Source organism: Bdellovibrio bacteriovorus HD100 (assembly GCF_000196175.1).
In the GTDB taxonomy this organism is placed as follows: Bacteria; Bdellovibrionota; Bdellovibrionia; order Bdellovibrionales; family Bdellovibrionaceae; genus Bdellovibrio; species Bdellovibrio bacteriovorus.
This window is the reverse complement of sequence record NC_005363.1, coordinates 134,596-158,703: the sequence shown is the minus strand read 5'-3', so window position 1 is coordinate 158,703 and position 24,108 is coordinate 134,596. Positions and strand designations below refer to the sequence as shown.

The following is a 24,108-nucleotide window of genomic DNA, read 5'->3' as shown; positions in this document are numbered from 1 at the left end:
CTTAATCAATAACTAGCGCGTCAAAGCCTTCAAAGTATCCCATGCTTTGAGATAGCTAAATGCTTGATATGCTTGATAATCAGACTTGAACAGCTTATCGCGCGGCGACAGCTTTTCATCTTTTTTCGATCCCACGTCTTTCCACCAAGCCAGTGCGCCTTCTTCTGCGCCCTCTTTAACATCCAGCTTCTCTGCCGCTTTCTCACGATCACCTTTCAAGTGACCTGCGATATCACCTTCACGAGTTGTGACAGACTTCACAATCGCCTTAGAGAAAGCATCCGGATCCACATCTTCAATTTCGATGTCAGGATGAATACCTTCTGCCTGGATCGAAACACCATTCGGTGTGTAGTAACGAGCCACGGTCAATTTCAAACCACTGCCATCACCCAGCTTGATCACAGACTGGACGGAGCCTTTACCAAATGTTCTTTGACCGACGATCAAAGCACGTTTGTTGTCCTGCAAAGCACCGGACACAATTTCACTGGCACTTGCGGTGTATTCATTCACCAGAATCACAATCGGGAAGTTTGTGTACTGACCTTTTTTAGAGGCTGTCGCCACTTCTTTTTCGTTTTTATTACGTCCGATAGTGGAAACAATCGTCCCGTCCTTCAGGAACATATCACTGACCTTGATGGCCTGATCCAGCAAACCACCCGGATTTCTGCGCATATCAATCAACAAGCCCGCCATATTTTTGTTGTTCTTGATATGATTTTCAACAGTCTTTTGCAGATCCTTGGATGTGTTTTCAATGAAGCTTGTGATCCGCACATAAGCAAAACCATCCCCCAGATCCGTGTACTTCACTGACTTGATTTTCACACTGCCACGAACAACGGTGATGTCGCGAGGTTTTTCCTCGTTATCGCGCACGACTCGCAAAACAATCTTGCTGCCTTTTTTTCCACGCATCATCACGGAAGCTTCGGCCAGACTCATGCCTTTTGTGGTGGTCCCGTCGATAGATACAACTTTATCCCCAGCCTTGATGCCCGCTTCCCAGGCTGGTGCATCCTCGATCGGGGAAATGATCGTCAGAATGCCGTTTTGAATGGAAATCTCAATACCCAACCCACCGAACTCACCACTGGTTTCTGTCTCAAAATCCTTGAACATCTCCGGTGGCATGAAGTTCGTGTGTGGATCCAGTTCGCGCAGCATCCCTTTGATCGCCCCGTAAACCAGCTTCTTGGTATTCACTTCTTCAACATAGTACTGCTGAATCAGATTAAGAACTTTACTGAAGTTCTGCAGATCCGCATACCTTTCCTGAGCAAAGGATCTAACCTGGAAACCTGTTTCTGCCATGATGAACAAAACCAGCAGAAGGGCGCCGCCCAAAATATAGGTTTTCCAGTAGCGTTTGAGTGATTGCATAGTGTTAGAGTCCTTTCATCCACTGTTGCGGGTCGTAGGGTTCGGAAAAATGTCTAATTTCAAAATACAGTCCGGAACTGCCGTCTTGCGGGGCTTCACCCACTTGCGCCAGCACCTGAGATCCCGTGACCTCATCACCGGTGTTCACTTTCACTTCTTGTGCATGGGAATAGACGCTGTAGTAGTGATCTCCATGATCCACAATCAGAGTTGTTCCAAAGCCCGGAAGCGTTCCGACATAAGAAACCCTGCCTTCAAACACGGCTTTGATATTGCTACCCCTGGCCGCTGAAATAAAGATTCCCTTGTGAGTTAAAGTATAGGGGTGATCCTGCCCTTTCATAAGTCCAAATTTGCGGGTGATCACACCTTCCAGAGGTGCAGAAAGCTCACCTTTTTGGTCGGCAAAGGAGGGCTTAAACAGCAGATCAAAAAGTCCAGCATCGTCGATATTGTACTGCAGGGACTTTTCACGAAGGCCATTGATTTTATTAATGGCAAAGAGCTTGTTCTTGCGGATCCCGTCCAGAAGTTTGCCTTTAAGGTCCTGCTCTTTACGCAGGGCCTTTTCCTGCAAGGCGATTTTTTGTTCTACGGACTTCATACTGTCCAGACGTTGCGCCAAAGTCTTGCGTTTGGCCTCCAGGTCCTTCAGGTCCCGGGAATAGTTTTTGATCAGCTCAAGGTCACGGGCGGCAACCACGCCCAGAATTTTCAGATTTCTTTCCAAAGAAGCCGAACTGCTGGAAGAAAACAGGAAGCGCGCAATCGAAGGCCCGCCCAGTTTGTACATGGCCCGCAGACGTTCCGCCAAAAGAGTTCTCTGCTGGCGCGATTTCTGGTCCAGGTCCTCCACTTTTTGGGTGAGGTTGCGGATGTTCACTTCCAGGAACGCCCGCTGCTGGGACATCTCCCCTTTTTCAGTCACAATCTTTTTGATTTTTTTATTCAACTGATAAAGGGCAGACAGGACCTGCCGCTGTTTCAGCTCGGCATCCTCCAGCTTTTTTTTGGTCGCTTCAAAGTCCTTGGCAAGACTGTCCACTTCAGTGGGATTTGCGGCCTTCGCCCCCAACGTCAGTGACAGTCCCAATACCAAAAGAATCTGTGCAATCTTCAAAACTACCCCTGACTTCCGGCAAAGCCGTCATTCATACGGCGCACACACAGATAAGAACCCAAGGCCCCCAGACCTGTGCCGGCGACAACGAAAGTCACCAGCAACAACGGGCCAAGGAACTGAATGTGCTCCCCCAGTTGCAGAAAGCTCAGTTTCGTCGTCAGTAAATTTTTGATACCGATATAAACGGCAAAGCAAAGACCCAATGATAAAACGGAGGAAACCACCCCCAGTACCGCTCCTTCAACAAGGAAGGGCTTACGGATCATGGACGGAGTGGCCCCGATCATCTCCAGGACCACAATCTCATCTTTTCTTGCCGCTACGGAAGCGCGGATCGCATTGGACATCACAAAAAGGGACGCCATCAGAATCACCACGCACAAAGCCCGCAACGTCAGTTCAATGGCGTTGACCAATGCCGCATACTTTTCAACCCAGTCCTGGCCATAACTGACTTCGTCCACGCCCTCGAGCTGACGAAGCTTTCCGGCCATGTTTTGTAAAACAGCGGTCTGCTCGGCCGCAGCCACATTGGATTTTAATTGAACCAGGAGGCTGGCCGGGATCAGACGCAGCAGTTCCTCATCCTGAGTGATATCCGGAGCATAACTGGCCATCTGGGTGCGAAAATCCCCCAAAGCCTGCTCTTGCGTGACGAACTTCACGGCGGCCACATTCTCATTTTCTTTGATTTTGCTTTCAATGTCCTGACGGCCTTTCTCGGACAGATCCTGAGAAAGATAAACCGTCATCTGCACATCCTCGCCCCACAGGGTCAGGATGTTTCGAAAGTTCTGCGATACAAGAAGGGCTGCACCCATCACCACAAAACATGCTGTTACGACAACCAGGGTGGAAACCTTCAAAGCCCAGTTCTTATGATGTGGTCTCACTTCGTGTCCCCCACAATCATGCCGTCCTGCAGTTGCAATGTGCGTTTCTTGCGGCGACGAACCATTTCGTGATCATGCGTTGCCACGAAAACCGTGGTCCCTTGAGAACAGACACGCTCCAAAAGATCCATGATTTCTTCACTCAGGCGCGGATCCAGATTTCCGGTCGGCTCATCGGCGATTAAAACACCCGGCTGATGAATGATCGCACGGGCAATCGCAGTTCTTTGCTGCTCACCCCCGGACACAAAATCGGGGTACTGGTCATGCTTGTGTGCCAACCCCACTTGTTCCAGCACCTCATACACACGGCGCTGAATGGACGGGGCTTTGTCACCGCGAACCTGCAACGGCAGTGCGACGTTTTCAAAGATCGTTCGATCCTTCAAAAGTTTGAAATCCTGGAAGATCACGCCGATTTTTCGGCGAAAGAAGGGAATCTGGGAATCTCGCATTGTCAAAAGATCGTGACCCGCCACCTTCACATCGCCTGAAGTGGCGATGTCATAGGCCGAGATCATCTTGAACAGAGTGGTTTTTCCCGCCCCGCTGGGACCGGTCAGAAACACAAACTCACCCTTGTCGATGCGCAAATCGACATTTTTCAGCGCATGCACCGGGCCCGGATAGGTCTTATAGACGTGAGAGAATTCAATCATCCCTTCATCTTATGAAAGATGCCTGCTGATGAATACTCGCCACAAGTCGAGGTTTTGCGAAAATAATGAGGTTTAAGGAAGGCTCCCTGCCATCAGGGTATCAATTATCGTGGTGTGTTGACGACGCAAAGCCAATTTAATCGCTTCTTCAGACTGAACCGAGCCCAGTTTCAAAACAGTGTCGTAGGGTGTTTTAATGGTCTTCATCACAGCCCCATTGCAGAAGATTCTGCTGACCAGGTAAGGGTTCTGTGTTCCCCAATCCTCTGTCTGGATGTGATACTTCTGACCGCGCACTGTAATATCTGAATTAAAACCTTTTTGCACCTGCACAAACCTCCCGGCAAAATTAGCAGATTTTACTGTGTTTCTCATCAATTTTTTCTTGGACGAAGAGCGAATTAAAACTAGAGTCAAATCCTGGATAAATAAAAGGAGATTTGTGTATGAAACTGTTCTTGATTGCCGCAAGTGTGTTCACTTTGCTTTGTTCGTTCTCTGCAGTTGCTGCCCCACTTACCGGTGAAGCAGAAGCAGGTGCCGTTGTTGTCAGCGGAAACAGTGATTCTGAAAGTTATGCTGCAAAAGCAAAAACCACTTACACTCAGGAAAAAAACGTCTACTCCGCATTCGGCCGTTATTTGAAAACGGACTCCAACGGCGTTGAATCTGCCCGCAACTGGGAAGTCGGAGCTCGCTACGAACGCGAACTGACGGACTATCTGGGCATTTTCGCCGGTCAAAAGGCAGAGAGCGATGTTTTCAACGGCTATATCCAAAGGGACTCTTCCGACTTGGGTTTAAAGTACAGTCTGATCAAATCTGACGAGATGAACTGGTTCTTCGAGGTCGGTTATCGTTATCAAAAAACACTTCCCACAGGGGGCGGAACGACTCATGACAACATGGGCCGTCTTTTCACCGAATTTAACAAAGCTCTGGATAAAACTTTGTCATTCAAATACTGGGCTGAGTATCTGCCAAACTTCACTAACACCGATGCTTATCTGTTCAACACAGAGGCTTCTTTGAATGTGATGCTGAACTCTGTTTTCTCTTTGAAGTTGGCCTATCTATTACAATATCAAAATTCCATTCCAGCTGATGGCAAGTACACAACAACCACGAGTACAATGAACCTCGTGGCAAAATTCTAAGAAAGGATTGCAACCATGTTTAAGGAGTTTAAAACGTTTATCATGCGCGGCAATGTCCTGGACATGGCTGTGGGTATCATCATCGGCGCAGCATTCGGCAAGATTGTTACTTCATTTGTAACAGATGTTCTGACGCCAGTTCTTTCTCTGGGAATGGGCAAGGTTGATTTCTCAAATCTTTTCTTTGTTCTCAATGGGGACTCCTACCCGACACTGGACGCCGCCAAGGCCGCCGGTGTTGCGACACTGAACTACGGAACCTTTCTCAACGTGGTTCTGGACTTTGTCATCGTGGCCTTTTCAATTTTCCTGATCATTAAAGCCGCGAACAAATTGAAGCGGGCCGAAGAGCCCGCCCCGGTGACCACGAAAGAATGTCCAGAGTGCTGCTCAAGCATCCCGATGAAAGCACGTAAGTGCGCTCACTGCGGAAGTGCGGTTGCTTCCTAGACCTCTTCAAATTCAACGACACTTCAAAGCCCGGCCCCTGCCGGGCTTTTTTATTTTCTTTCCCCGCCTGTACTGGCTTTGACCGAAATCTCACTCTGAGACGTAAACCTTTTGGGCAGGTCTGCCGATAATTGGTACTGGTATTGCACCACTCATTATCATCGGGGAGGAAATCAAATGAATAAGATTTCAAGCTCTAAAAAGAATGCATCTGTCAAAACAGTTATCAACATCCTGAGCGTGCTTTCATTGGCAACCCCTTCCGTTTCCTTGGCTGAAGGACTTAGCTTTACCAAGTCCCAAGAAGAGATCGCAGAAAGTAAAGCGGCTCGCCTGCAGTCGCAGTGTTCTCAGGCACGAAGCGAGATCACAGCAGCTAAGAATAAAATTGCTGAAGCCTGCCGCAAAGCGGGAATGGGTTCTGGCTGTGCTGAAAAAGCCCAGGCGTGTTCAGAAACTTTGGGCACCGACAGCTTTGACACGACCGACGCTATCGGTACATTGATGGGCCTTCCGGCAGGATCGAACATCGGTGGTTCCTGCCCTCAGATGAATGGTCGTGACTATTATGACGAAAAGAAACGTCTTGAACAGGAAATCAAAGACACCCAGAAGGACATCGCCGAACTGGCTGATGATGAGGCTGAAATCAAAGAAACGTTCAATACGACCATTCAGGAACTGCAGCAGGCTCTGACCGATGCCCAACAGGAACTGGAAGAGACTAAAACGTCATTGGACGAACAAGAGCGTGAAAAGATCTCAGAATTCCAAGCCAGCCAGACAGCTGCCAAGGAAAAACTGCGTGAGTACAATTCTAAAATTATCTCCCTGCGCTCTGAGATGACCAATGCCGTTCGCGAGAAAGCGACAAAAATGCTGGAGCTGACAGCAGAAACTTCTAAATTTGCCTGCAATCAGGAATACACCAAAGCGGCAGAAGCCTACGGGAAGGTGAACGCTTCTTCCAGTGGTAATCACATTTCCAAAGCCAAAGCACAAAAGGCTGCGGCGCTTGATGCCTTTAATAAATGTATGAACCGCTTCCAACAAGCGCGTATTTCCTTGAACGAACAGAGCACGGCAAAGATGGAATCCATCAACGATCAGATCCGCAATGCTGAAGCCAGCACAGATGAACTGAATGATTCTCTGAATCTGGCATCGAATCAGCTGGATCAGATGAAAGCCGACACAACAAAAAGAAAATCTCAGGCTGAAAAGAAGGTCACAGATCTGATGACCCTGACTCAGAACAAGATGCAGGCCGCTCAGGAAAACATGCAGACCAAACTCAAAGCCCTGGCCACTAAACAGCAAAGCTACACCGAGGCCTTGAACCGGGCGAACAACGGTTTGATGACTTTGGGTCCTGCGCCAAAACGTGGTGCTGAGTACACTTCAGAAGAAGCTTCCAGTGAAATCTCCGCGCAAACCGAGATTATTGAGGATGTGAAGACCACAGTTGAGTCCAACTCTGAACTGGCGGCTCAGTGTCACCTGGGTGATGCTGCGAAAGGGTCCTCGAAACGTTCCCGCAGCTCCGGCTCCAAAACGGGCAGAAAGTAGGACCCAGCCTTCGGGCCAGTGTCCCTAGACCCTACCCATTTGCACTGTTAGAATGGGGGCTTGTTAAAGGAGCCCCCCACAGTGTTAAAAAAGATCCTGCTATTTTGCGTCGCCCTCGGTCTTGTCGGCATCCTCGGTGTATATCTCATCGTTCAGTCTGTCAAATCCGGACTGCCTCAATTGATCACCGTAAAAGACTACCAGCCCCTGCTGGTCAGTCAGGTCTATGATCGCAACAACAAAAAAATCGGCGAGTTCTTCCGCGAACGCCGCACCTTGGTTCCATACGACAAGATTCCAAAAAATCTTATCAATGCGTTCCTGGCAGCCGAAGATGATCAGTTCTTCTCTCACAAAGGGATCAACCCGCAAGCCATCTTCCGTGCGGCTTTAGCCAACTTGCGTGCCGGTCGTTCCGTTCAAGGGGGCTCGACGATCACTCAGCAGGTGGCAAAAACGCTGCTGCTATCCTCTGAAAAAACTCTAACCCGTAAATTGCGCGATATCCTTCTGGCGATTGAAATGGAAAAGAATCTGAGCAAAGAGGACATCCTTTTCCTTTACTTGAATCAGATTTACTTCGGCCAAGGGGCGTATGGTGTCGAGCAGGCGGCTCAGACTTACTATCGCAAGCCGGTTTCCAAGCTGACACTGTCTGAAATGGCGATCCTGGCGGGTCTTCCCCAGGCTCCTTCCCGCTACAGCCCGGTTTCAAATCCGCTGCGTGCCAAAGAACGTCAGATCTATGTTCTGCGCCGCATGGCCGATGTTGGCTATGTCAGCAAAGAAGAATCCGAAGCGGCCATCCAAGAGCCGGTGAAGGTTTACGTTCGTGAAAACTACGAAGAATATGCACCTTTCTATCTGGAAACCGTTCGTCAGCTGCTGGTCAACCAACTGGGTGAAGACATGGTTTTGGACAAAGGCCTTAAAATCTACACAAGCCTTGATCTAACCAAACAGATGGCCGCTCAGGATTCCGTAAAAGAAGGCCTGAAGTCCTTGGATAAGCGCCAGGGTTACCGTGGTCCATCCAAAAATCTTTCTGATGAAGACGCCATTGAAGAGTTCCTGAAAGAAAATCAGAAAAAACTGATCTCAGACTTCACTCCGGAAAGAACCATTCTGCCTGACGGAAAGTTCGCCGACATCGTGCCAGTGAAGTCGGCGCAGGATGAAAAGCTGCATCCGTTGCTGCCTCCGTACATCAAGCTGAAAGACACTGTGAATGGTGTGGTGGAAAAAGTCGACGACACGCTGGGACTGGTTTACGTGAAACTGCCTGAAACCCGCGGTGTGATCGACATTGAAACCATGACTTGGGCCCGCAAGCCCGACTCTGAAGCCCGCTATGATCTGGCGGCGATCAAAAAGCCTTCTGAAGCCCTCAAAAAAGGCGATGTGATTCTGGTGAAGGTGGTGGCAGATCAATTCAGCTCCACCCGCCTTGCCAGCAAAAAGAAGGGCCTTCCAACGGCGGCAGCCCCGGACTTGAGCAAATTTGTGGGTCTGGAACTGGATCAGGAACCTTTGGTTGAAGGCGCACTGATTTCCTTTGATCAGGACAGTCAGGATGTCCTGGCAATGGTCGGTGGATCCAACTTCGCAAAGAGCGAATTCAACCGCGCCATTCAAGCTCCCCGTCAGACAGGTTCTGCTTTTAAAGCCATTGTCTATGCTTCCGCACTGGAAAAGGGCTACACTCCGGCAACTCCGATCATGGACGCGCCGATTGTCTATGAAGAAGGTGGTGCTGCGGATGATGCCGAAGGCCAGGGTGACATGAAGGTTTGGAAGCCATCGAATCACTCCAAAAGCTTCGGTGGCGACATCCTGTTCCGCAATGCCTTGGTGAAATCTTTGAATATCCCAACCGTGAAAATCATCGAAGATGTGGGTGTGCCATGGTCCATGGAATACGCTCGTCGCCTGGGAATCTACAGCCCTTTGAATCCTGACTTTACGCTGGCCCTGGGCTCCAGCAGCGTGACTTTGTACGAGATGACCAAAGCTTTTGCTGAATTTGGTCGTCTTGGCAAACGACTTTCCCCGCTGCTGATCCACAAGGTGGATGATGCCAACGGCAAGAATATTCTCAAAACCGTTTCTTTGGATGCCCGTTTTGACAAAGAGATCAAAACTATCAATGACGGCTTCGAAGAGCGTCGCAAAGCCTTCCTGGAAGCCATGAATGATCCAGCCAAGGTCGAAGAAATGAAAAAGAAGGAAGGCAAGAATGCCAAACTTGATCCAAGCATCTTCTTCCAGGATGCTGATCAGCTGATTCGCCCTTCTACAGCCTATGTGATGACAACACTGTTGAAAGGTGTTGTGGAAGATGCTGGTGGTACTGGTGGTCGCGCCCGCGCCGTGGGCCGTGAGGTCGCTGGTAAGACTGGATCCACGAACAACTACTTTGACGCGTGGTTTATCGGTTACAGCCCGCAGATTTCCACTGGTGTGTGGGTGGGCTTTGACAAAGAAAAGAGCCTGGGTAAAGGCGAGGTCGGCGGACGCTCTGCTTTGCCGATTTGGGTCGACTACATGAAAGCGGCTCACGAAGGTCTTCCGCAGATGACTTTCCCCGTGCCGGACGGTATTGTGTTTGCTAATATCGACAGCGAAACCGGAAAACTGGCTTCGGCCTCAACCAAGAAGATCATTCGCCAGGCTTTCGTTGAAGGGACTGAACCTACAGCCGCCTCGAACAAAGCCGAAGAGGCAACTGACTTCTACAAACAGGATTTATCGGAATGAAGGATATTCACCTCTGGGGGGTGAAACAAAACAATCTTAAGAACATTGAGGTCAAGATCCCGGTTGGTTCCATGACTGTGATCTGCGGCCCCAGTGGTTCCGGGAAATCTTCCCTGGCCTTCGAAACATTGTTTGCCGAAGGTCAGCGTCGTTTTATCGAAAGCATGTCCAACTATGCCCGTCAGTTTCTGAACAAGGCTCCGAAGCCGGACATCGAAGGCATCAACAATATTCCCCCAGCTATTTCGATTGAGCAGAAAAACACGGTTAAAAGTTCCCGCTCGACGGTGGGGACCACGACTGAAATCATCGACTATCTTCGCCTGCTTTACGAAAAAATCGGGAAATCCTACTGCCCGACTCACCATTGCCCCACCGAAAAAGAAAGTGTGACCGAAGCCACCGACAAGGTTCTGAAGAACTTTGCCGGAAAGCGCGGTTATCTTCTGGTCGAAATCAATTCTGAAGGCCGCGTGGCTGAAGGCAAAAAACTTCATTCCCTGCTGCTGCAAGATGGTTATCTGCGCATCTATATTCCGAAAGTGACGGAAGTTAAAAAGCCGGCAGCAAAAGCAGCTGGCAAAAAAACCAAAGCTTCCGGCAAGAAAGCCTCCAAAAAAGTCGAAACTCCTGAAATTGTAGCGACTCATCCTGGTGGCCTGACCAATGAAGAAATGGGCACCGTCGTCGAAATCGGCGAAGCAGCCGCAATCAAAAAAGGTCTGCCTAAAGAGACCTTCTATCTGGTGATCGACCGTATGTCCTTCAACGAGGATGAACGCGGCCGCCTGGCAGATTCACTGACTCAAGCCTATGAAGCCAGCATCAAATACAACACGCATCTGATCACTCGCAGAGCGACCATTCTTTCTACAGATGGAGAGCGCCTGCAAGTCAGTGAAGAAGCGTCCTGCCCGGTGTGTGGTTATACTCCGCCGCCACTGAGCTCGAAACTTTTCAGCTTCAATTCCCCGATCGGGGCCTGCCCGACGTGCAAGGGCTTCGGAAACATCCTGGATATCGACGAAGAAAAAGTGATTCCAAATCCGAATTTGAGCCTGGCTCAAGGGGCCTTAAGCCCCTTCTGGATGCCCAGTGCTGCCCATGAAAAAAAGCAGCTGCTTGCCTACTGCAAAAAGACCAAGATCGACACTCACACCCCTTGGAAGGACCTTCCCAAGGCTGAACGTGATGTGATCTGGAATGGAAACAAAGATTTCTTCGGCGTGCGTGGTCTGTTTGAGTACCTTGATCAGATCAAATACAAAATGCACGTGCGGGTGTTCATCTCCCGTTTCCGCAGTCCGTTCCAGTGCCCGACCTGCAAAGGCGCGCGCCTGCGCACGGAAGCCAATCACGTGCTTATTGCAAATTCAAATATCAATGATCTTTCCAATTTGACGATTGAAGATCTGAATACTTTCTTCCAAAAACTGGAAGTCACCCCTTTCCAGCAGGAAGTAGCGGGTGAAGTGTTAAAACAAATCCGCTCACGTCTGGAATTTCTGATGCGCGTGGGGGTTCATTATCTGTCCCTGGGACGTGAAACCCGCACACTGTCTGGCGGGGAATATCAGCGTTTGATTCTTGCAAACCAGCTGGGCATGGGGCTTTCTCAAGCTTTGTATGTTTTGGACGAACCCACGGTGGGTCTTCACCCGCGCGACAACGATCGTTTGATTTCCATCCTGAAGGATCTGAAAGACCTTGGAAACACTCTGGTGATTGTGGAGCACGATCACGACGTGATCAAAGCCAGCGAACACATCATCGAAATGGGTCCTGGCTCAGGCTATCTGGGCGGTGAAGTTGTTTACTCGGGCACAACCGAGAAGTTCTATGACTATGAAAAGTCCAACACGGTTCCGTTCCTGAAGCCTTCCAAAAACTGGCAGGCTTTACGCACGATTCGTCCGGTGGATGTGGATAACTACAAAGTCAAAATTGAATTAAAAGGCGCCAAAGGACACAACCTGAAGAATCTAGATGTGACCTTCCCGCTAAACCGCCTGGTGACTGTGACGGGGGTCAGTGGTTCTGGTAAATCGACTCTGATTTCAAAAACTCTGTATCCGGCTTTGGCTCGTGCACTGGATATTGAATATATGCCAGCCCAGGACTATTCAGGCTTGGACGGTGTGGAGCATATCAAAAACGTGCTGCTGATTGACCAGTCCCCGATTGGTAAATCCGCACGAAGCTCGCCAATCACTTACCTGAAGGCGTTTGATGCCATTCGCATGATCATGTCCACAACACCTGAATCTCAGTCCCGTGGTTACACGGCCGGAACCTTCAGTTTGAATGTAGATGGTGGTCGCTGCCCGGCCTGCAAAGGCACGGGTTATGAGGAAATCGACATGATGTTCATGGATAACGTGGTTATCCCATGTGACGTCTGTGACGGAAAAAAGTACCGACCCGAGATCCTCGAAATTCAATATAAGAACAAAAACATTCACGAAATTCTTTCAATGACCGTGAATGAAGCCATGAATTTCTTCGTGGCCCACCCGAACATCCGCAAGCCCCTGAGCGTGCTAAAAGAGGTCGGACTGGATTACCTGCAGCTGGGGCAACCGGCCAACTCTTTAAGCGGCGGGGAATCCCAGCGCTTAAAAATCGCCAAAGAGCTGTCTCAGGTCCAACAGAAGTCCACCCTGTACATTCTGGACGAACCGACCACCGGCCTGCACTTCCGTGAGGTGGAGCTATTGATGAAGGTTCTGAACAAGCTGATTGAGACTGGCGGCAGCGTCGTCGTCGTGGAGCACAATCTCGATGTGATCCGTGGCTCAGATTATGTGATTGACCTCGGTCCTGAAGCAGGTAAAAAGGGCGGAAACATTGTGGCGACAGGCACCCCGGACGATATCATGAAAGTGAAGAAAAGTCTGACGGGGCAATATCTCAAGCGTTATATCGAGAGCCACCAAACCTCGTAATCTGGAAACAAATGATGTCACCTGAAATCAAGAAGCTCCTGGGCGAACTTAAACAGTACAAAAGCACCCTTTACATCGTCGCCGCCACAGGGATTCTGAACGCGCTGGCAACCACACAGCTGGCTTATATGATCAAAGGGCTGTTCGATGGACTGTCTGCAAATCAGCAGCAGGCCATGGCCACCCTGGTGCCGATGGCCTTGGGTTTGGCGCTGGTTCAAGCGACTTCTCGTTACTTCCACATTTATCTGATGAACTACACCGCCGAGCGCGTGGTTCAGGGACTGCGCCAAAAACTTCAGCAGAAGTTCATGCGCCTGAATCTGTCCTTCCATAACAACTATGCCGCAGGCTCCGGTGGCTTGATCAGCCGCATCCTGAATGACATTCGCATCATCCAGGATGGCCTGCGTGTGGTGGCCGACATTTTCCTGTATCCGCTGATGCTGGTAGGTTTGCTGATCAATTTGATCCGCATCGATTGGAAGCTGACATTGGCCACTTTCCTGATTGCACCGGTGATTGCGGTTATTCTGAAAAACATCGCCCGCAGCATGCGCAAGTATATTCCTCAAGAACGTGACGTGATGGAGTACATGACCTCCACCATCAAAGAAAGTCTGGACGGCGTTCGTATTATCCAGTCCTTCAATCTTGAAAAAGACATGGGTGAGCGCCTGATTAAGGAATCCGACAAGTACCTTGGCATCCGCAAGACCATCTACAAACGCCAGGAAGCCAGCGGTCCTGTCACCGAATTCCTCGCAACTGCCATTGTTCTTTGTGTGTTCATGTATGTGAGCTATGAAATCGCCGCTGGTCGCAGCACTCCGGGAACTTTCGTGGGCTTTGTGGCTTCCTTGTTGATGATCAATCAGCCTATCAAGCGTGTTCAAGAAGCTTACGTTCGCATTCAGGAAGTGACCATTTCCCTGCGTCGAATCTTTGAGATCATTGAAAATGAATCGGAAGTTCCTCAAGTTGCCAATCCAGTTCCATTTCCAAAAGACTGGAAGAAGATCACTTATAAAAACGTGAGCTTCAGCTATGGCAAAGAAATGATTCTGAAGAATCTGAACCTAGAAATCAACCGCGGCGAAGTGGTTGCTTTGGTCGGCGCCAGCGGCAGTGGTAAATCCACCATCGTGAACCTGCTGGAAAGATTCTTTGACCCCACCTCCGGCGAAATTCTGATTGATGGCGTGAACATTCATGATATCGGCCTGAAGGATCTGCGTCGCAATGTCGCCCTGGTGACTCAGGATGTGTTCTTGTTCAGCGATACCATCGAAAAGAACATCTGGGCTGGTGACTACAACCGCACCCGTGAAGACATCCCGGCCATGGCAAAGCTGGCGAACGCCCATGACTTCATCATGAAAACACCGCATGGCTATCAAAGCCGCGTGGGCGACCGCGGAAATCTTCTTTCCGGCGGCGAAAAGCAGCGCATCAGCATTGCTCGTGCGATGTTTAAAGATGCTCCAGTTCTGATTTTGGATGAAGCGACAAGCGCCTTGGACACTGCCAGCGAAATCGAAGTTCAAAAGGGGATTGATCATCTGATGGAGGGCCGCACGGCTCTGGTGATTGCCCACCGACTGTCGACAATTCAAAAAGCCGACAAGATTGTCGTCATGAAGTCAGGAGAGATCGCCGAGATCGGCACTCACAAAGACCTCATGTCAAAAGAGGGCGAGTACTTCCGCTTCCACAGTTTGCAACACACTTAGTTCTATGTTCTAAATAAAGTATGTCTACTTTATTTGGATCTGAATTGAGCAGCGCTGTTATCAATACCGGTATCGCCACCGTGATTCTCATCGTGGCCATGTCCTTGTTAAGCTGGTTTTTTCCATGGCTGCAGAAGAAGATCCAATCCCTGCCCCACAGCCAGCTTCCGGCATTAAAGATTCATAACTTTGAAATCATCACGGCCCAGTCTCTGACAGCCGGCATCTGCAGCCTGCTGAAAGCCCTGCGACTGGTTATCAACGTCCTGGGGCTTTATTTCTATTTCTCTCTGGTTCTGGGCTTCTTCCCCGAAACTCAGCACATCTCGGACAACATGCTTCATTACATTCTGGATCCACTGAAGGAAGTACTGAAGACCATCGTCGACTATATTCCCAAAGCCATTTATGTCATCGTGATCTGCTTGGTGATGCGCTACATTCTGAAAGTCATCCGACTGTTCTTCCTGCGCATCGAAGCCGGCTATCTTAAGCTGGAAGGTTTTCATGCAGAATGGGCGCAGCCGACCTACAATCTGGTGCGCATTCTGGTTTTTGCCTTCACACTGATTATCATCTTCCCGCATTTGCCGGGATCCAGCTCCCCGGCCTTCCAGGGTGTCTCGGTGTTTCTGGGTCTTTTGATTTCATTGGGATCCAGCTCTGCAATTTCAAACATGGTGGCAGGTCTGGTGATCACCTACATGCGTCCGTTCCAAGTCGGTGACCGGGTGAAGCTCAGCACCACCGTAGGGGATGTTGTTGAAAAGAATCTGCTGGTCACGCGCATCCGAACCATCAAGAACGTTGATGTGACTATTCCCAATTCAAACGTGCTTAACAGCCACATTATCAACTACAGCGCCGTGGCTGACACCAAAGGTTTGATTCTAAATCCACGCATCACCATTGGATATGACGTGAACTGGAGAAAAGTGCATGAGCTGTTGCTGGGCGCCGCCGCCCGCACCGAAGGGGTCTTGAAAGACCCCAAGCCCTTTATACTTCAGACAGCCCTGGATAACTCGTATGTGGAATATGAACTGAATGCCTACACCCGTCTTGCAAACAACTTTGACGATGTGTATTCCGAACTATATAAAAATATTCAGGATTTATTTAACGAAGCCCAGGTTGAAATCATGTCACCAACCTACCATGCGCTTCGCGATGGCGAAGGAATGCACATTCCGTCAGAATATAAGTCCTAGAATGAGACATGCGCCCCAGTCCTTGGTCCAGCTTTGCACGCTCTTTAGACAGTCCCGCTAAAGTTCGTCTACTTTCTTGACGATAAAAGTATCGATACTTTTGACAGTCACTGAAAGGACGATACTTATGATTAATTGGGATGAGTTTGAACATATACATGTCATCAACAAGCTCAAACAGATTCTCAGCGCGTGGTGGAACATTGACGTTGTTTTCACAGACGAGCGCGGAATGCTTAAAGGTTATGACTCTGATAAAGTCACCTTCAGCAACCCGGCAATCACAGCTCTGGTAAGAAAAGAAGCCGGTCAGCAAAGCATCGCAGAACTTGTGACCAAGTCTTTGGATGATCTTCGCACTTCCCAAAACAGATTCTCCCTGCGCAAGTGGGACATGGTTGGTTTTGATGTGGGTGTATTCCCGATCATGATCGAAAATGACTGTGTGGGTACGGTTGTGGCTATGGGCTTCTTCCGTGACTCCAACTTCACTTCCCGTCTGACAGAGATCCGCGAGCGCCTTGCAGCCTTCGGTATGTCCGGCGAAGTGATTGAAAAATGTCTGGGCAAACTGAAGTTCCTGGATGATCAGGAGCGCGCTCACTTCAACGAGCTGTGCGAACTGGTGGCACAGGAGATCGTGACCCTTCACCTGGAAATCTCTTCCCGTGAAGACCGCATCAAAGAATTGAACAAAGAACTGGGCAACCGCTTCAAGTATGACAACATGATCGGTAAGTCCAAACCAATGCAGTCCCTGTATGCTTTGCTTGATAAGATCAAAGGTGCAGATTCCACAGTATTGGTGCAGGGTGAAAACGGTACGGGTAAGGAATTGATCGCAAAATCAATTCACTACAACTCTCACCGTAAAGACAAGCCTTTCATCATTCAGAACTGTTCCGCGTTCAATGACAACCTTTTGGAATCTGAATTGTTCGGTCACGTAAAAGGCTCCTTCACAGGTGCTTTGAAAGACAAAAAAGGTCTTTTCGAAATGGCCGACAAAGGAACTTTCTTCCTGGATGAGATCGGGGACACCTCCCCGCAGATGCAGGTAAAACTGCTGCGTGTTCTTCAGGAAGGTACGTTCATGCCAGTGGGTGCGACTGAATCCCGTAAAGTGGATGTGCGTATCGTGGCGGCAACAAACAGAAACCTGAAAGAAATGGTAGAACAAGGCACCTTCCGTGAGGACTTGTACTATCGCCTGAATGTTATCAACATCCGTGTTCCTCCGATGCGTGAAAGAAAAGAAGACATCCCGTTCCTGGTGGATTTCTTCCTTAACAAAATTCACGATCAGCAAGGCGGACCAAAACGCCAGATCACCAAACGTGCTTTGGAAAAGCTTTATGACTATCCATGGCCGGGCAACGTGCGTGAGCTGCAGAATGAGATCGAAAGACTTTGTGTTCTTTCCGGCGACGAAACAAAACTGATGGCGGAACTTCTTTCCCCGAAAGTTTTGGAAGCTGGCGAAAAGAACAAAGTTCAGGGTTCCCGTTTGCAGGGTAAGCTGAAAGATGCGTTGGAAGACCTTGAGCGCGAAATGATCCGTGAGGGTCTGCGCCGCACAGGTTGGAACAAATCCAAGCTTGCAAAAGAACTGGGTATCAGCCGCGCGGGTCTTATCATGAAGGTCGAAAAGTACGGCCTGGATAAGCGTAAACTGGCGCGCTAAAAAGGGCACCGACCCTAAAAGAATTACCTAAATGATCGAAACTTAGTGGGCTTTAAGAGCAAATCTTAAAGCCCACTTTTTTTGCCAAAAACGGGCTATCCTTCTGAATATACTCAATAATTTAAACCCCCTTCGGACTTGGCATTGCTCTTGTAGTAGTGAAGTTCCAGCTAGGTATTGTGTAAGGGGTACGTGGTTTTATGCAGACAACATTGGATAGCTCTTTTGTAGAAAGACTAAAGCAGATTCTGGCCAACCGCTATGGGAAGGGTTTACAGATCCGTCAGTTGATGGACCTGTCAGAAGTTTCAGGCGCGGAAGAAATGTTCACGCGGGGGCGTGACCTTCATATCCCCATTCGAGTGAATGGGAACTTCTTGGGAACAGCTGTGGTGCCATCCGCAGATGATCTGAATAGTGAGAAGCGCTCTGGAGTGGCTCAGTTGGTAAGAATGGTTCTGGAACCGGCCATGTACAAATGGTATCTGGACCAGAAAGAAGCCAACCTTGAAGAACTCAGCAAAGTTCAACCCAATCTGGACAACGTCCGTCTGTTTGGCGAAGAACCGATGCCGACAATTGATGAACTTCTGGCTGACGATTCCATCGTCCCCAACGAAGGTCCAGCTGCCGAACTGATTTCGCACCTGATTCACCTTGAGGGCCGATCCGAGAACAACAACAAGAAAGTCGCTTTGCAGCTGCATGAGCTGACCGGTCGCTGGGCATTTGTTCCATTCAATGACATCAAAGGTCAGCTGCATTCCTCTATGGATATTGCCCGCATGGGTGGAATGACAATCTTTGTGGAAAACGTGGAAAACCTGAATGCCGCTGAACAAGAGCTGCTGATGGATTATATCAGCGAAGAGCATCTGGACGACGAGCCGCTGATCATTACCAGCTCCCTGAGAAGTCTGGAAGAACTGGGTGAAAGCACGCTGGATTCAAAATTCGTGGATGAGATTTCCGTGAACTGCTTTGAAGTCGACCGCGCTCCAATGACGCCGCAGGGACTGAAGGAAGTTCTGGAACTGTTCTTCATGAAAGATGGTCCGATCGACGCTTAATTTTCCCGTCTGATTTATCCTTGATAATGCCGTGAGTGTCTGTGAGAATTTTTCTTATGGTCACTCACGATGAATTCCTAGTTCCATTTTTGACAAAAGCTTTGAGCTCCGACAACTACAAGGTCTTTTCCTTGGCCGGAGACGCCTCCAACCGCCGTTACTATCGCGTGGTGCAGGACAATCAGTCCTGGGTGCTGATGCGCTGGGAGCCCTATGATCCCAACAACTACCCCTTCCTGAGCGTGCTGAATCATTTTGCCAAAAATGGTGTGCATGTACCCACAGTCGTGGCTCAGTCCCCGCAAGAAGGACTGATGCTGCTGGAAGACCTGGGTGACCTGACCCTGGAAAGAAAATTCTGGGAAAGCCAAAGCCAGGAAGCTTCTTTGGAGTTCTACCAGATGGCCGTGGACGAGATCGTAAAGATCCACCATCCGGCTACTTTGGACAAATCTGACTGCACCGCTTTCAAGATCGAATTCAACACCGAAAAATTCCTGTGGGAGATGAACTACGGCAAGGACAATCTGCTTTCCGGTGTTTTGAAATTCCCCTTCGGCGAATCTTTAAACAAAGAAATCACGGATATCTTTGTGGATATCTCCAGCCGTCTGGACAAGGAACCAAAACGCATCGCTCACCGTGATTATCATTCCCGCAACCTGATGATCAAACTGGATCAGATGAGCGTGATTGACTTCCAGGATGCCCGACTGGGTCCGATTCAGTATGACCTGGTCAGCCTGATGCGGGACTCATACGTGGACATGAATGATTCCATGGCACGCACACTGATTGACTACTATCTGGAAAGATCCAAAGCCTATTTGCCAAAAGATTTCTCGCGTGAGCAGTTTGACCGTATCTATGAACTGCAATCCATCCAGCGCTGTTTTAAAGCCTGTGGAAGCTTTGCCAGCTTCTATCACCTGCGCCAAGACCGTCGTTATCTGAAGTACCTTTCCGGAACTCTTCGTCGTGTGATGAAAGCCATCAACGAGTTCCCGGAATACAAAGTCTTTGCTGATGTCCTGATTGATTCCGGTGCTCTGGAAAGAAAGTACGAATCTTTATGAACGTGATGTTGCTGGCGGCGGGTGAAGGCACAAGACTTCGCCCCTACACGCTGACACTTCCAAAGCCAGCCATTCCGTTTGTCACGGTTCCTTTGGCCGGACACTCCCTGAGCTTTCTGGGAAATCTTGCCATCAACAAGCTGGTGGTGAACACCTATCACTTGCCTGGCGAAATCCACCACCTTTTCCACAGCCTGCGCCATCACGCGAAGTCTTTGCATTTTTCTGATGAAGTTGGACAGATTCTTGGCAGCGGCGGCGGCCTGGGGAAAGCCCGCGATCACTTTATGGGCGATGATTCGTTCGTCATGATGAATGCCGATGAAATCATTCTTCCCAAAGAGTCTGATGTTATGAAAAAAGCGATCCTGCATCACCGCCATCAGCGCAATGTCGCCACTTTGATGGTGATGGATCACCCGGATGTGGGAACCAAGTTTGGCGGTGTCTGGACAGATGCTCACAACCGCGTGCTGGGCTTTGGCAAGACCCCGATCGCCGGGGCCGTGAAAGCCTGGCACTTTGTGGGCGTGCAGATTCTTTCTGACAAAGTGTTTGATTTCATCCCAGCCAAAGGTGAATCGAATATTCTTTATGATGCTTTGACTGCGGCGATCAAAAAAGGTCTTTCTGTCGAAGCCTATCCGTTTGAGTGCACGTGGTTTGAAACCGGAAATCCAACGGACTTTCTGGAGGCTTCTGAAAAATGCCTGCACTATCTGGCGGGCCCGGCGACTTATCAGAAGGCCATCCTGGAAGGCACTTTAAAAAGATACTCCAAAGAAGAAACCGTATTGGCCTCCACAGATGGCGGCTACAGCCTGATTTCAAAATCTGCGTTTTTGGGTCATTCCCGAATTCACGGAACTTTCTGCGCCGGCCCCGGAGCTATTGTGGAAAACGGCTGCGAACTGACCAATGTCATCGTCGGAACAAATGCCCGGGTCCCTGCTGGCACTCAAGCCAAAGACACTCTCTTTCTGTAAATAAGGATATTTATGAAACTCGGTCTGGAAGTACTTCTCGCAAATCCAAAGATGCTAAAAAGCCTTAAGGGCAAACGTGTGGGCCTAGTCTGTCACCCGGCCAGCGTGGATGAAAATCTTCAGCACAGCATGGATTTGCTTTCCAAAAAGATTAAACTTTCTTGCGCGTTCGGCCCCCAGCACGGCGTCCGTGGCGACAAACAAGACAACATGATCGAAAGCCCGGACTTTGTGGATCCTGTGCACAAGATTCCGGTGTTCAGTCTGTATGGCGAAGTTCGCCGTCCAACGGCAGAGATGATGTCCCACTTCGATGTGGTGTTGTTTGATCTTCAGGATCTGGGCTGCCGCATTTACACCTTCATCACCACGCTTTTGTACATTATGGAAGAGTCCGCAAAACTTGGAAAGACCGTCATCGTTTTGGATCGTCCCAACCCTGCGGGCCGACCGGTGGAAGGATTCAAGATGCTTCCAGGCTGGGAATCCTTTGTGGGTGCAGCCCCGATCCCTATGCGCCACGGTCTGACCGTGGGTGAGCTGGCTTTGTATTTTGCTGACTACTACAAAATGGATCTGGATCTGCAAATCGTGAAGATGAAAGGCTACAATCCTGACAAGGGGCCGGGCTTTGGCTGGGACTTGAAACGCCCTTGGGTGAATCCGTCGCCGAACGCGGCCTCTTTGAACATGGCGCGCGCTTATTCTGGAACCGTGTTGATTGAAGGCACCACCCTTTCGGAAGCACGCGGAACCACTCGCGCCCTTGAGATCATCGGCGCTTCGGATATTGATTATGCGGAAGTTCTGGTTCGCATGAAAAAGAAAGCACCTCAGTGGTTTAAGGGTGTGACCTTGCGTGAATGCTTCTTTGAGCCAACTTTCCACAAGCATGTGGGCAAGCTTTGCCATGGCTTCCAGTTCCACACGGACGGTGTCAGCTACAAGCACGATCAGTTCAAACCATTCCGTTTGACTGCGCTGATGCTGAAGGTGATCCGCGAGATGCATCCGAAGTACCCGATTTATCGCGATTTTGCCTATGAGTATGTGAAGGACCGCTTGGCATTTGATGTGATTAACGGCGGACCAGCGCTGAAGAACTGGATCGAAAATCCAAAGGCCACTCCAAAAGATCTGGATGCGGCATTGGCCAAGGATGAAAAACCCTGGGTGAAGGAAAGAAAGAAATACCTGCTTTATTAAAAACAAAAAGGGTGCTGGCAACAGCACCCTTTTTTAATTCTGATATCTGGCTTTTACTTCTGCAAAGCCAGTTCAGCATCAGTATAGAAAGACTCTTGGCTTTCTTTGACTTTGTATCTGCGGGTCATCATCAGGAAGATACTGTCAGCGGCAACACCGATCGGCTCACCGTTATAGTTCTTTTGCATGCCTGCAAGACTTGAAGGGTCACGCTCCAGGCTAACGCCACTGGAACCAGAACCGCCTGTGCCAGCATAGTCACTGCCGGAACCATCATCAGTTGGAGAAGCCGGGCCCCAGCCACCACCACCACCGCCACCGCCTTCACTGAAGCCGTTGGTTGCTGTCATGGAACCCAGTTTTAGCTTCTCAACTTTATCTGCGGATTTTTTGGAAACCTGAGCGTAGGCATCTTGTGCAGCCAGGATCGCACCTTGAGGGATCCCAGCAGCAGCCATGGAAGCAGCCGATGAAAAGTCAGAAGCCTTGTAAGTTTTGCCGTCCGGAGTTTTGATGATTCCTGTTTTGGGATCAAGCAATCCGCCAGTGGTCAGCTTTCCGGTATTCGTTCCCAAAGCCTTCACATTCGGATCTTTTGATAGTGGATTATTTGGATCAGTCAGATCGATATTCCCGTAATCATATGCATTGCCCAAACCGTCTGATTGAAAGGATGTTAGTCCTGAAGATCCCGCTGCCTTTCCGTGCTCCTTACCCTGAGCCATGGAGAGAACGCCAAATCCCGTGAAGATCGCAGCCATCGCACATGCGCCATAGTTTTGACTGGAGCATTCGCCCCACTTTTCAGCCGCCATAGTAAACATCAATGCCCCAGTAAGGAACTGAGTCGCCTGAGCGCCTTTATTTGAACTTCCAGACTTATCAGCAGAGTCTTTCACCGATGGCTGAGCGGTTTTACCCGGAGTGGACTCAACCCCTTTGTCAGGCGTAGTCTTAGGTGTCGTTGTGGAAGTGCTGCCGCCACTGACAGTGACTGCGCCCGCCATAACTGGAGACCATATCAACGACAATATACAAACGAACCTGATTGTTAAATTTGTCATAGCTTCCCCTAGTTATTCAAAAGAGTGTTCTTGTTGTCGCGGTAGCGTTCTTTGATCTTTTCCCAGTTGGATTTACCACCCTGGCCGGTTACTTCATTTTTCCAAGCCTGCTGACCTGCCAATCCTTGAGATGGATCTTTCGCTCCACCTGGCAGGTACTGGCGCAGTTTGGAGTCAGAGCCTTTAAAGCCTCCGAAACCACCCCCACCACCGCCGCCACCGGCGCCGCCGAGAATATCAGTGTTCAGACCTTTTTTCGCAGCTTCGCCCTGGGCGCCGGCTCCACCGCCGCTGCCACCACCAAAGCCACTCAAGCCACTGCCACCGCCCATAGGCGCACCGGCACCAGAGGAATCACCGCCACCCGCATTGGTGGAGGCAAGGTCACGCAAAGCTGCAAACGGATCACTTTCAATGCCTGGAAGGGTGCTTGCGTCACCTTTGCCATTTGCTGTGCCTAGCTCTGCGCCTTGGGAAGCCAGGCGAGACGTCGTCCCGTCATTGGCTTTTTGATAGGAATTGGAGCAACCCGGAGTTCTTGGATTTGCTTTACAGATACACTCTGGATCATTGGCCGCGACAGTCGCATCAGCACACTTGTCAACAGCAGCGGTTGTCGTAGTGTCAGTGCCAGTACCGTTAGACTCCTCGTCACACTGCTGACCTTGTTTGAAGGAAGAAATCATGGAAGCAATACCCGCACCGGCAGATACGATCATGTTCGCGTATTCATAAGTACAAGCGACATTCTTTTTCGCAATGGATTTATTATCTGCTTTTGAGTTATCTGTAGCCGCGAGATCCTTAATCTTCGCAGAAACAGCATTCAACTGAGTATCCAGACTATTACAAGCAGTCGTATTTTCCAGGGTTCTAGTTTTACAAGCAATGGCATTTAAATCTGTCTTCACAATTCGCTCAAGATTTGTTGCAACCGTTGAACAAGATGCCTCACAAGCTGCACGAGCAGAAGAACAGGCTGCGGTATATGCAGTCAAACCACCTTGAGCTAGGCGTGCGATCTTTGCGAGATTGCTACAAGCATCTTGCACGGCAACTCCGGTAATCATACTCGCTACGGTATTAATATTGTTTAGTGTCTTTTGAAGCTCAGGACTCGTCTTTTCTCGACACAA

Annotated in this window: 19 protein-coding genes; 12 read left to right on the top strand and 7 right to left on the bottom strand. The window is 49.5% G+C overall.

The window, feature by feature from the left end:
* Window positions 1–12: 12 nt before the first annotated feature.
* From BD_RS00790 to BD_RS00770, 5 genes are all read right to left on the bottom strand, one after another.
* Entirely contained in the window at window positions 13–1,389 is a 1,377-nt protein-coding gene (locus BD_RS00790; protein WP_011162779.1) for a S41 family peptidase, read from the bottom strand.
* Between the two features lie 4 nt (window positions 1,390–1,393).
* Window positions 1,394–2,509: a murein hydrolase activator EnvC family protein gene (locus BD_RS00785; protein WP_011162778.1), complete on the bottom strand. Its 1,116-nt coding sequence runs from the start codon at window positions 2,507–2,509 to the stop codon at window positions 1,394–1,396.
* Between the two features lie 2 nt (window positions 2,510–2,511).
* Window positions 2,512–3,405, bottom strand: a complete 894-nt coding sequence (locus tag BD_RS00780; protein ID WP_038450519.1) for a cell division protein FtsX — start codon at window positions 3,403–3,405, stop codon at window positions 2,512–2,514.
* Window positions 3,402–4,064 carry a cell division ATP-binding protein FtsE gene (gene ftsE / locus BD_RS00775; RefSeq protein ID WP_011162776.1) on the bottom strand — a complete coding sequence of 221 codons (663 nt, stop codon included), beginning with the start codon at window positions 4,062–4,064 and terminating at the stop codon, window positions 3,402–3,404. Before ftsE ends, BD_RS00780 begins: the two co-directional genes overlap by 4 nt.
* Before the next feature lie 72 nt (window positions 4,065–4,136).
* Window positions 4,137–4,439 carry a hypothetical protein gene (locus tag BD_RS00770; protein WP_226987879.1) on the bottom strand — a complete coding sequence of 101 codons (303 nt, stop codon included), beginning with the start codon at window positions 4,437–4,439 and terminating at the stop codon, window positions 4,137–4,139.
* 71 nt (window positions 4,440–4,510) lie between these two features.
* On the opposite strand from BD_RS00770, the gene BD_RS00765 reads away from it, so the two are divergent.
* From BD_RS00765 to BD_RS00710, 12 genes are all read left to right on the top strand, one after another.
* The gene (locus BD_RS00765) at window positions 4,511–5,221 is read left to right on the top strand and encodes a DUF481 domain-containing protein (protein ID WP_038450518.1); all 711 of its coding nucleotides are present in this window, start codon (window positions 4,511–4,513) and stop codon (window positions 5,219–5,221) included.
* A 15-nt stretch (window positions 5,222–5,236) separates the two neighbouring features.
* The gene (gene mscL / locus BD_RS00760; RefSeq protein WP_011162773.1) at window positions 5,237–5,671 is read left to right on the top strand and encodes a large conductance mechanosensitive channel protein MscL; all 435 of its coding nucleotides are present in this window, start codon (window positions 5,237–5,239) and stop codon (window positions 5,669–5,671) included.
* Window positions 5,672–5,848: 177 nt separating this feature from the next.
* Window positions 5,849–7,240, top strand: a complete 1,392-nt coding sequence (locus BD_RS00755; RefSeq protein WP_157865623.1) for a coiled-coil domain-containing protein — start codon at window positions 5,849–5,851, stop codon at window positions 7,238–7,240.
* Window positions 7,241–7,321: 81 nt separating this feature from the next.
* Window positions 7,322–9,997 carry a penicillin-binding protein 1A gene (locus BD_RS00750; protein ID WP_038450516.1) on the top strand — a complete coding sequence of 892 codons (2,676 nt, stop codon included), beginning with the start codon at window positions 7,322–7,324 and terminating at the stop codon, window positions 9,995–9,997.
* The gene (gene uvrA, locus BD_RS00745) at window positions 9,994–12,942 is read left to right on the top strand and encodes an excinuclease ABC subunit UvrA (RefSeq protein ID WP_011162770.1); all 2,949 of its coding nucleotides are present in this window, start codon (window positions 9,994–9,996) and stop codon (window positions 12,940–12,942) included. Before BD_RS00750 ends, uvrA begins: the two co-directional genes overlap by 4 nt.
* Window positions 12,943–12,953: 11 nt before the next feature.
* Window positions 12,954–14,675, top strand: coding sequence for an ABC transporter ATP-binding protein (locus tag BD_RS00740; RefSeq protein WP_011162769.1), 1,722 nt, complete (start codon window positions 12,954–12,956; stop codon window positions 14,673–14,675).
* A gap of 20 nt (window positions 14,676–14,695) precedes the next feature.
* Window positions 14,696–15,886, top strand: a complete 1,191-nt coding sequence (locus BD_RS00735; RefSeq protein WP_011162768.1) for a mechanosensitive ion channel family protein — start codon at window positions 14,696–14,698, stop codon at window positions 15,884–15,886.
* A gap of 127 nt (window positions 15,887–16,013) precedes the next feature.
* A complete protein-coding gene (locus BD_RS00730; RefSeq protein ID WP_050792885.1) occupies window positions 16,014–17,570 on the top strand; it encodes a sigma 54-interacting transcriptional regulator in 1,557 nt (518 codons plus the stop codon).
* A 200-nt stretch (window positions 17,571–17,770) separates the two neighbouring features.
* Complete coding sequence (locus BD_RS00725) at window positions 17,771–18,640, top strand: hypothetical protein (protein ID WP_011162766.1); 870 nt, start codon at window positions 17,771–17,773, stop codon at window positions 18,638–18,640.
* 56 nt (window positions 18,641–18,696) lie between these two features.
* Window positions 18,697–19,716 (top strand): aminoglycoside phosphotransferase family protein, encoded by a 1,020-nt coding sequence (locus BD_RS00720; RefSeq protein ID WP_038450512.1) that lies wholly within the window; start codon window positions 18,697–18,699, stop codon window positions 19,714–19,716.
* Complete coding sequence (locus tag BD_RS00715) at window positions 19,713–20,702, top strand: sugar phosphate nucleotidyltransferase (RefSeq protein WP_011162764.1); 990 nt, start codon at window positions 19,713–19,715, stop codon at window positions 20,700–20,702. The genes BD_RS00720 and BD_RS00715 overlap by 4 nt, the downstream gene beginning before the upstream one ends.
* 12 nt (window positions 20,703–20,714) lie before the next feature.
* Window positions 20,715–21,908, top strand: a complete 1,194-nt coding sequence (locus BD_RS00710; RefSeq protein WP_011162763.1) for an exo-beta-N-acetylmuramidase NamZ family protein — start codon at window positions 20,715–20,717, stop codon at window positions 21,906–21,908.
* Window positions 21,909–21,961: 53 nt separating this feature from the next.
* On the opposite strand, the gene BD_RS00705 is transcribed toward BD_RS00710, so the two are convergent.
* Both BD_RS00705 and BD_RS18295 read right to left on the bottom strand, forming a co-directional pair.
* Window positions 21,962–22,915, bottom strand: coding sequence for a hypothetical protein (locus tag BD_RS00705; protein ID WP_157865749.1), 954 nt, complete (start codon window positions 22,913–22,915; stop codon window positions 21,962–21,964).
* A gap of 65 nt (window positions 22,916–22,980) precedes the next feature.
* Window positions 22,981–23,883 (bottom strand): hypothetical protein, encoded by a 903-nt coding sequence (locus BD_RS18295; protein ID WP_157865622.1) that lies wholly within the window; start codon window positions 23,881–23,883, stop codon window positions 22,981–22,983.
* Between the last annotated feature and the right edge of the window lie 225 nt (window positions 23,884–24,108).

What these genes read in the sequence shown, in the direction of transcription:
- BD_RS00790 (WP_011162779.1), bottom strand. Translation starts at nt 1,389, where the DNA reads ATGCAATCACTCAAACGCTACTGGAAAACCTATATTTTGGGCGGCGCC.
- ftsE (WP_011162776.1), bottom strand. Translation starts at nt 4,064, where the DNA reads ATGATTGAATTCTCTCACGTCTATAAGACCTATCCGGGCCCGGTGCAT.
- BD_RS00770 (WP_226987879.1), bottom strand. Translation starts at nt 4,439, where the DNA reads ATGAGAAACACAGTAAAATCTGCTAATTTTGCCGGGAGGTTTGTGCAG.
- BD_RS00765 (WP_038450518.1), top strand. Translation starts at nt 4,511, where the DNA reads ATGAAACTGTTCTTGATTGCCGCAAGTGTGTTCACTTTGCTTTGTTCG.
- mscL (WP_011162773.1), top strand. Translation starts at nt 5,237, where the DNA reads ATGTTTAAGGAGTTTAAAACGTTTATCATGCGCGGCAATGTCCTGGAC.
- BD_RS00755 (WP_157865623.1), top strand. Translation starts at nt 5,849, where the DNA reads ATGAATAAGATTTCAAGCTCTAAAAAGAATGCATCTGTCAAAACAGTT.
- uvrA (WP_011162770.1), top strand. Translation starts at nt 9,994, where the DNA reads ATGAAGGATATTCACCTCTGGGGGGTGAAACAAAACAATCTTAAGAAC.
- BD_RS00740 (WP_011162769.1), top strand. Translation starts at nt 12,954, where the DNA reads ATGATGTCACCTGAAATCAAGAAGCTCCTGGGCGAACTTAAACAGTAC.
- BD_RS00735 (WP_011162768.1), top strand. Translation starts at nt 14,696, where the DNA reads ATGTCTACTTTATTTGGATCTGAATTGAGCAGCGCTGTTATCAATACC.
- BD_RS00730 (WP_050792885.1), top strand. Translation starts at nt 16,014, where the DNA reads ATGATTAATTGGGATGAGTTTGAACATATACATGTCATCAACAAGCTC.
- BD_RS00725 (WP_011162766.1), top strand. Translation starts at nt 17,771, where the DNA reads ATGCAGACAACATTGGATAGCTCTTTTGTAGAAAGACTAAAGCAGATT.
- BD_RS00720 (WP_038450512.1), top strand. Translation starts at nt 18,697, where the DNA reads ATGGTCACTCACGATGAATTCCTAGTTCCATTTTTGACAAAAGCTTTG.
- BD_RS00715 (WP_011162764.1), top strand. Translation starts at nt 19,713, where the DNA reads ATGAACGTGATGTTGCTGGCGGCGGGTGAAGGCACAAGACTTCGCCCC.
- BD_RS00710 (WP_011162763.1), top strand. Translation starts at nt 20,715, where the DNA reads ATGAAACTCGGTCTGGAAGTACTTCTCGCAAATCCAAAGATGCTAAAA.
- BD_RS00705 (WP_157865749.1), bottom strand. Translation starts at nt 22,915, where the DNA reads ATGGCGGGCGCAGTCACTGTCAGTGGCGGCAGCACTTCCACAACGACA.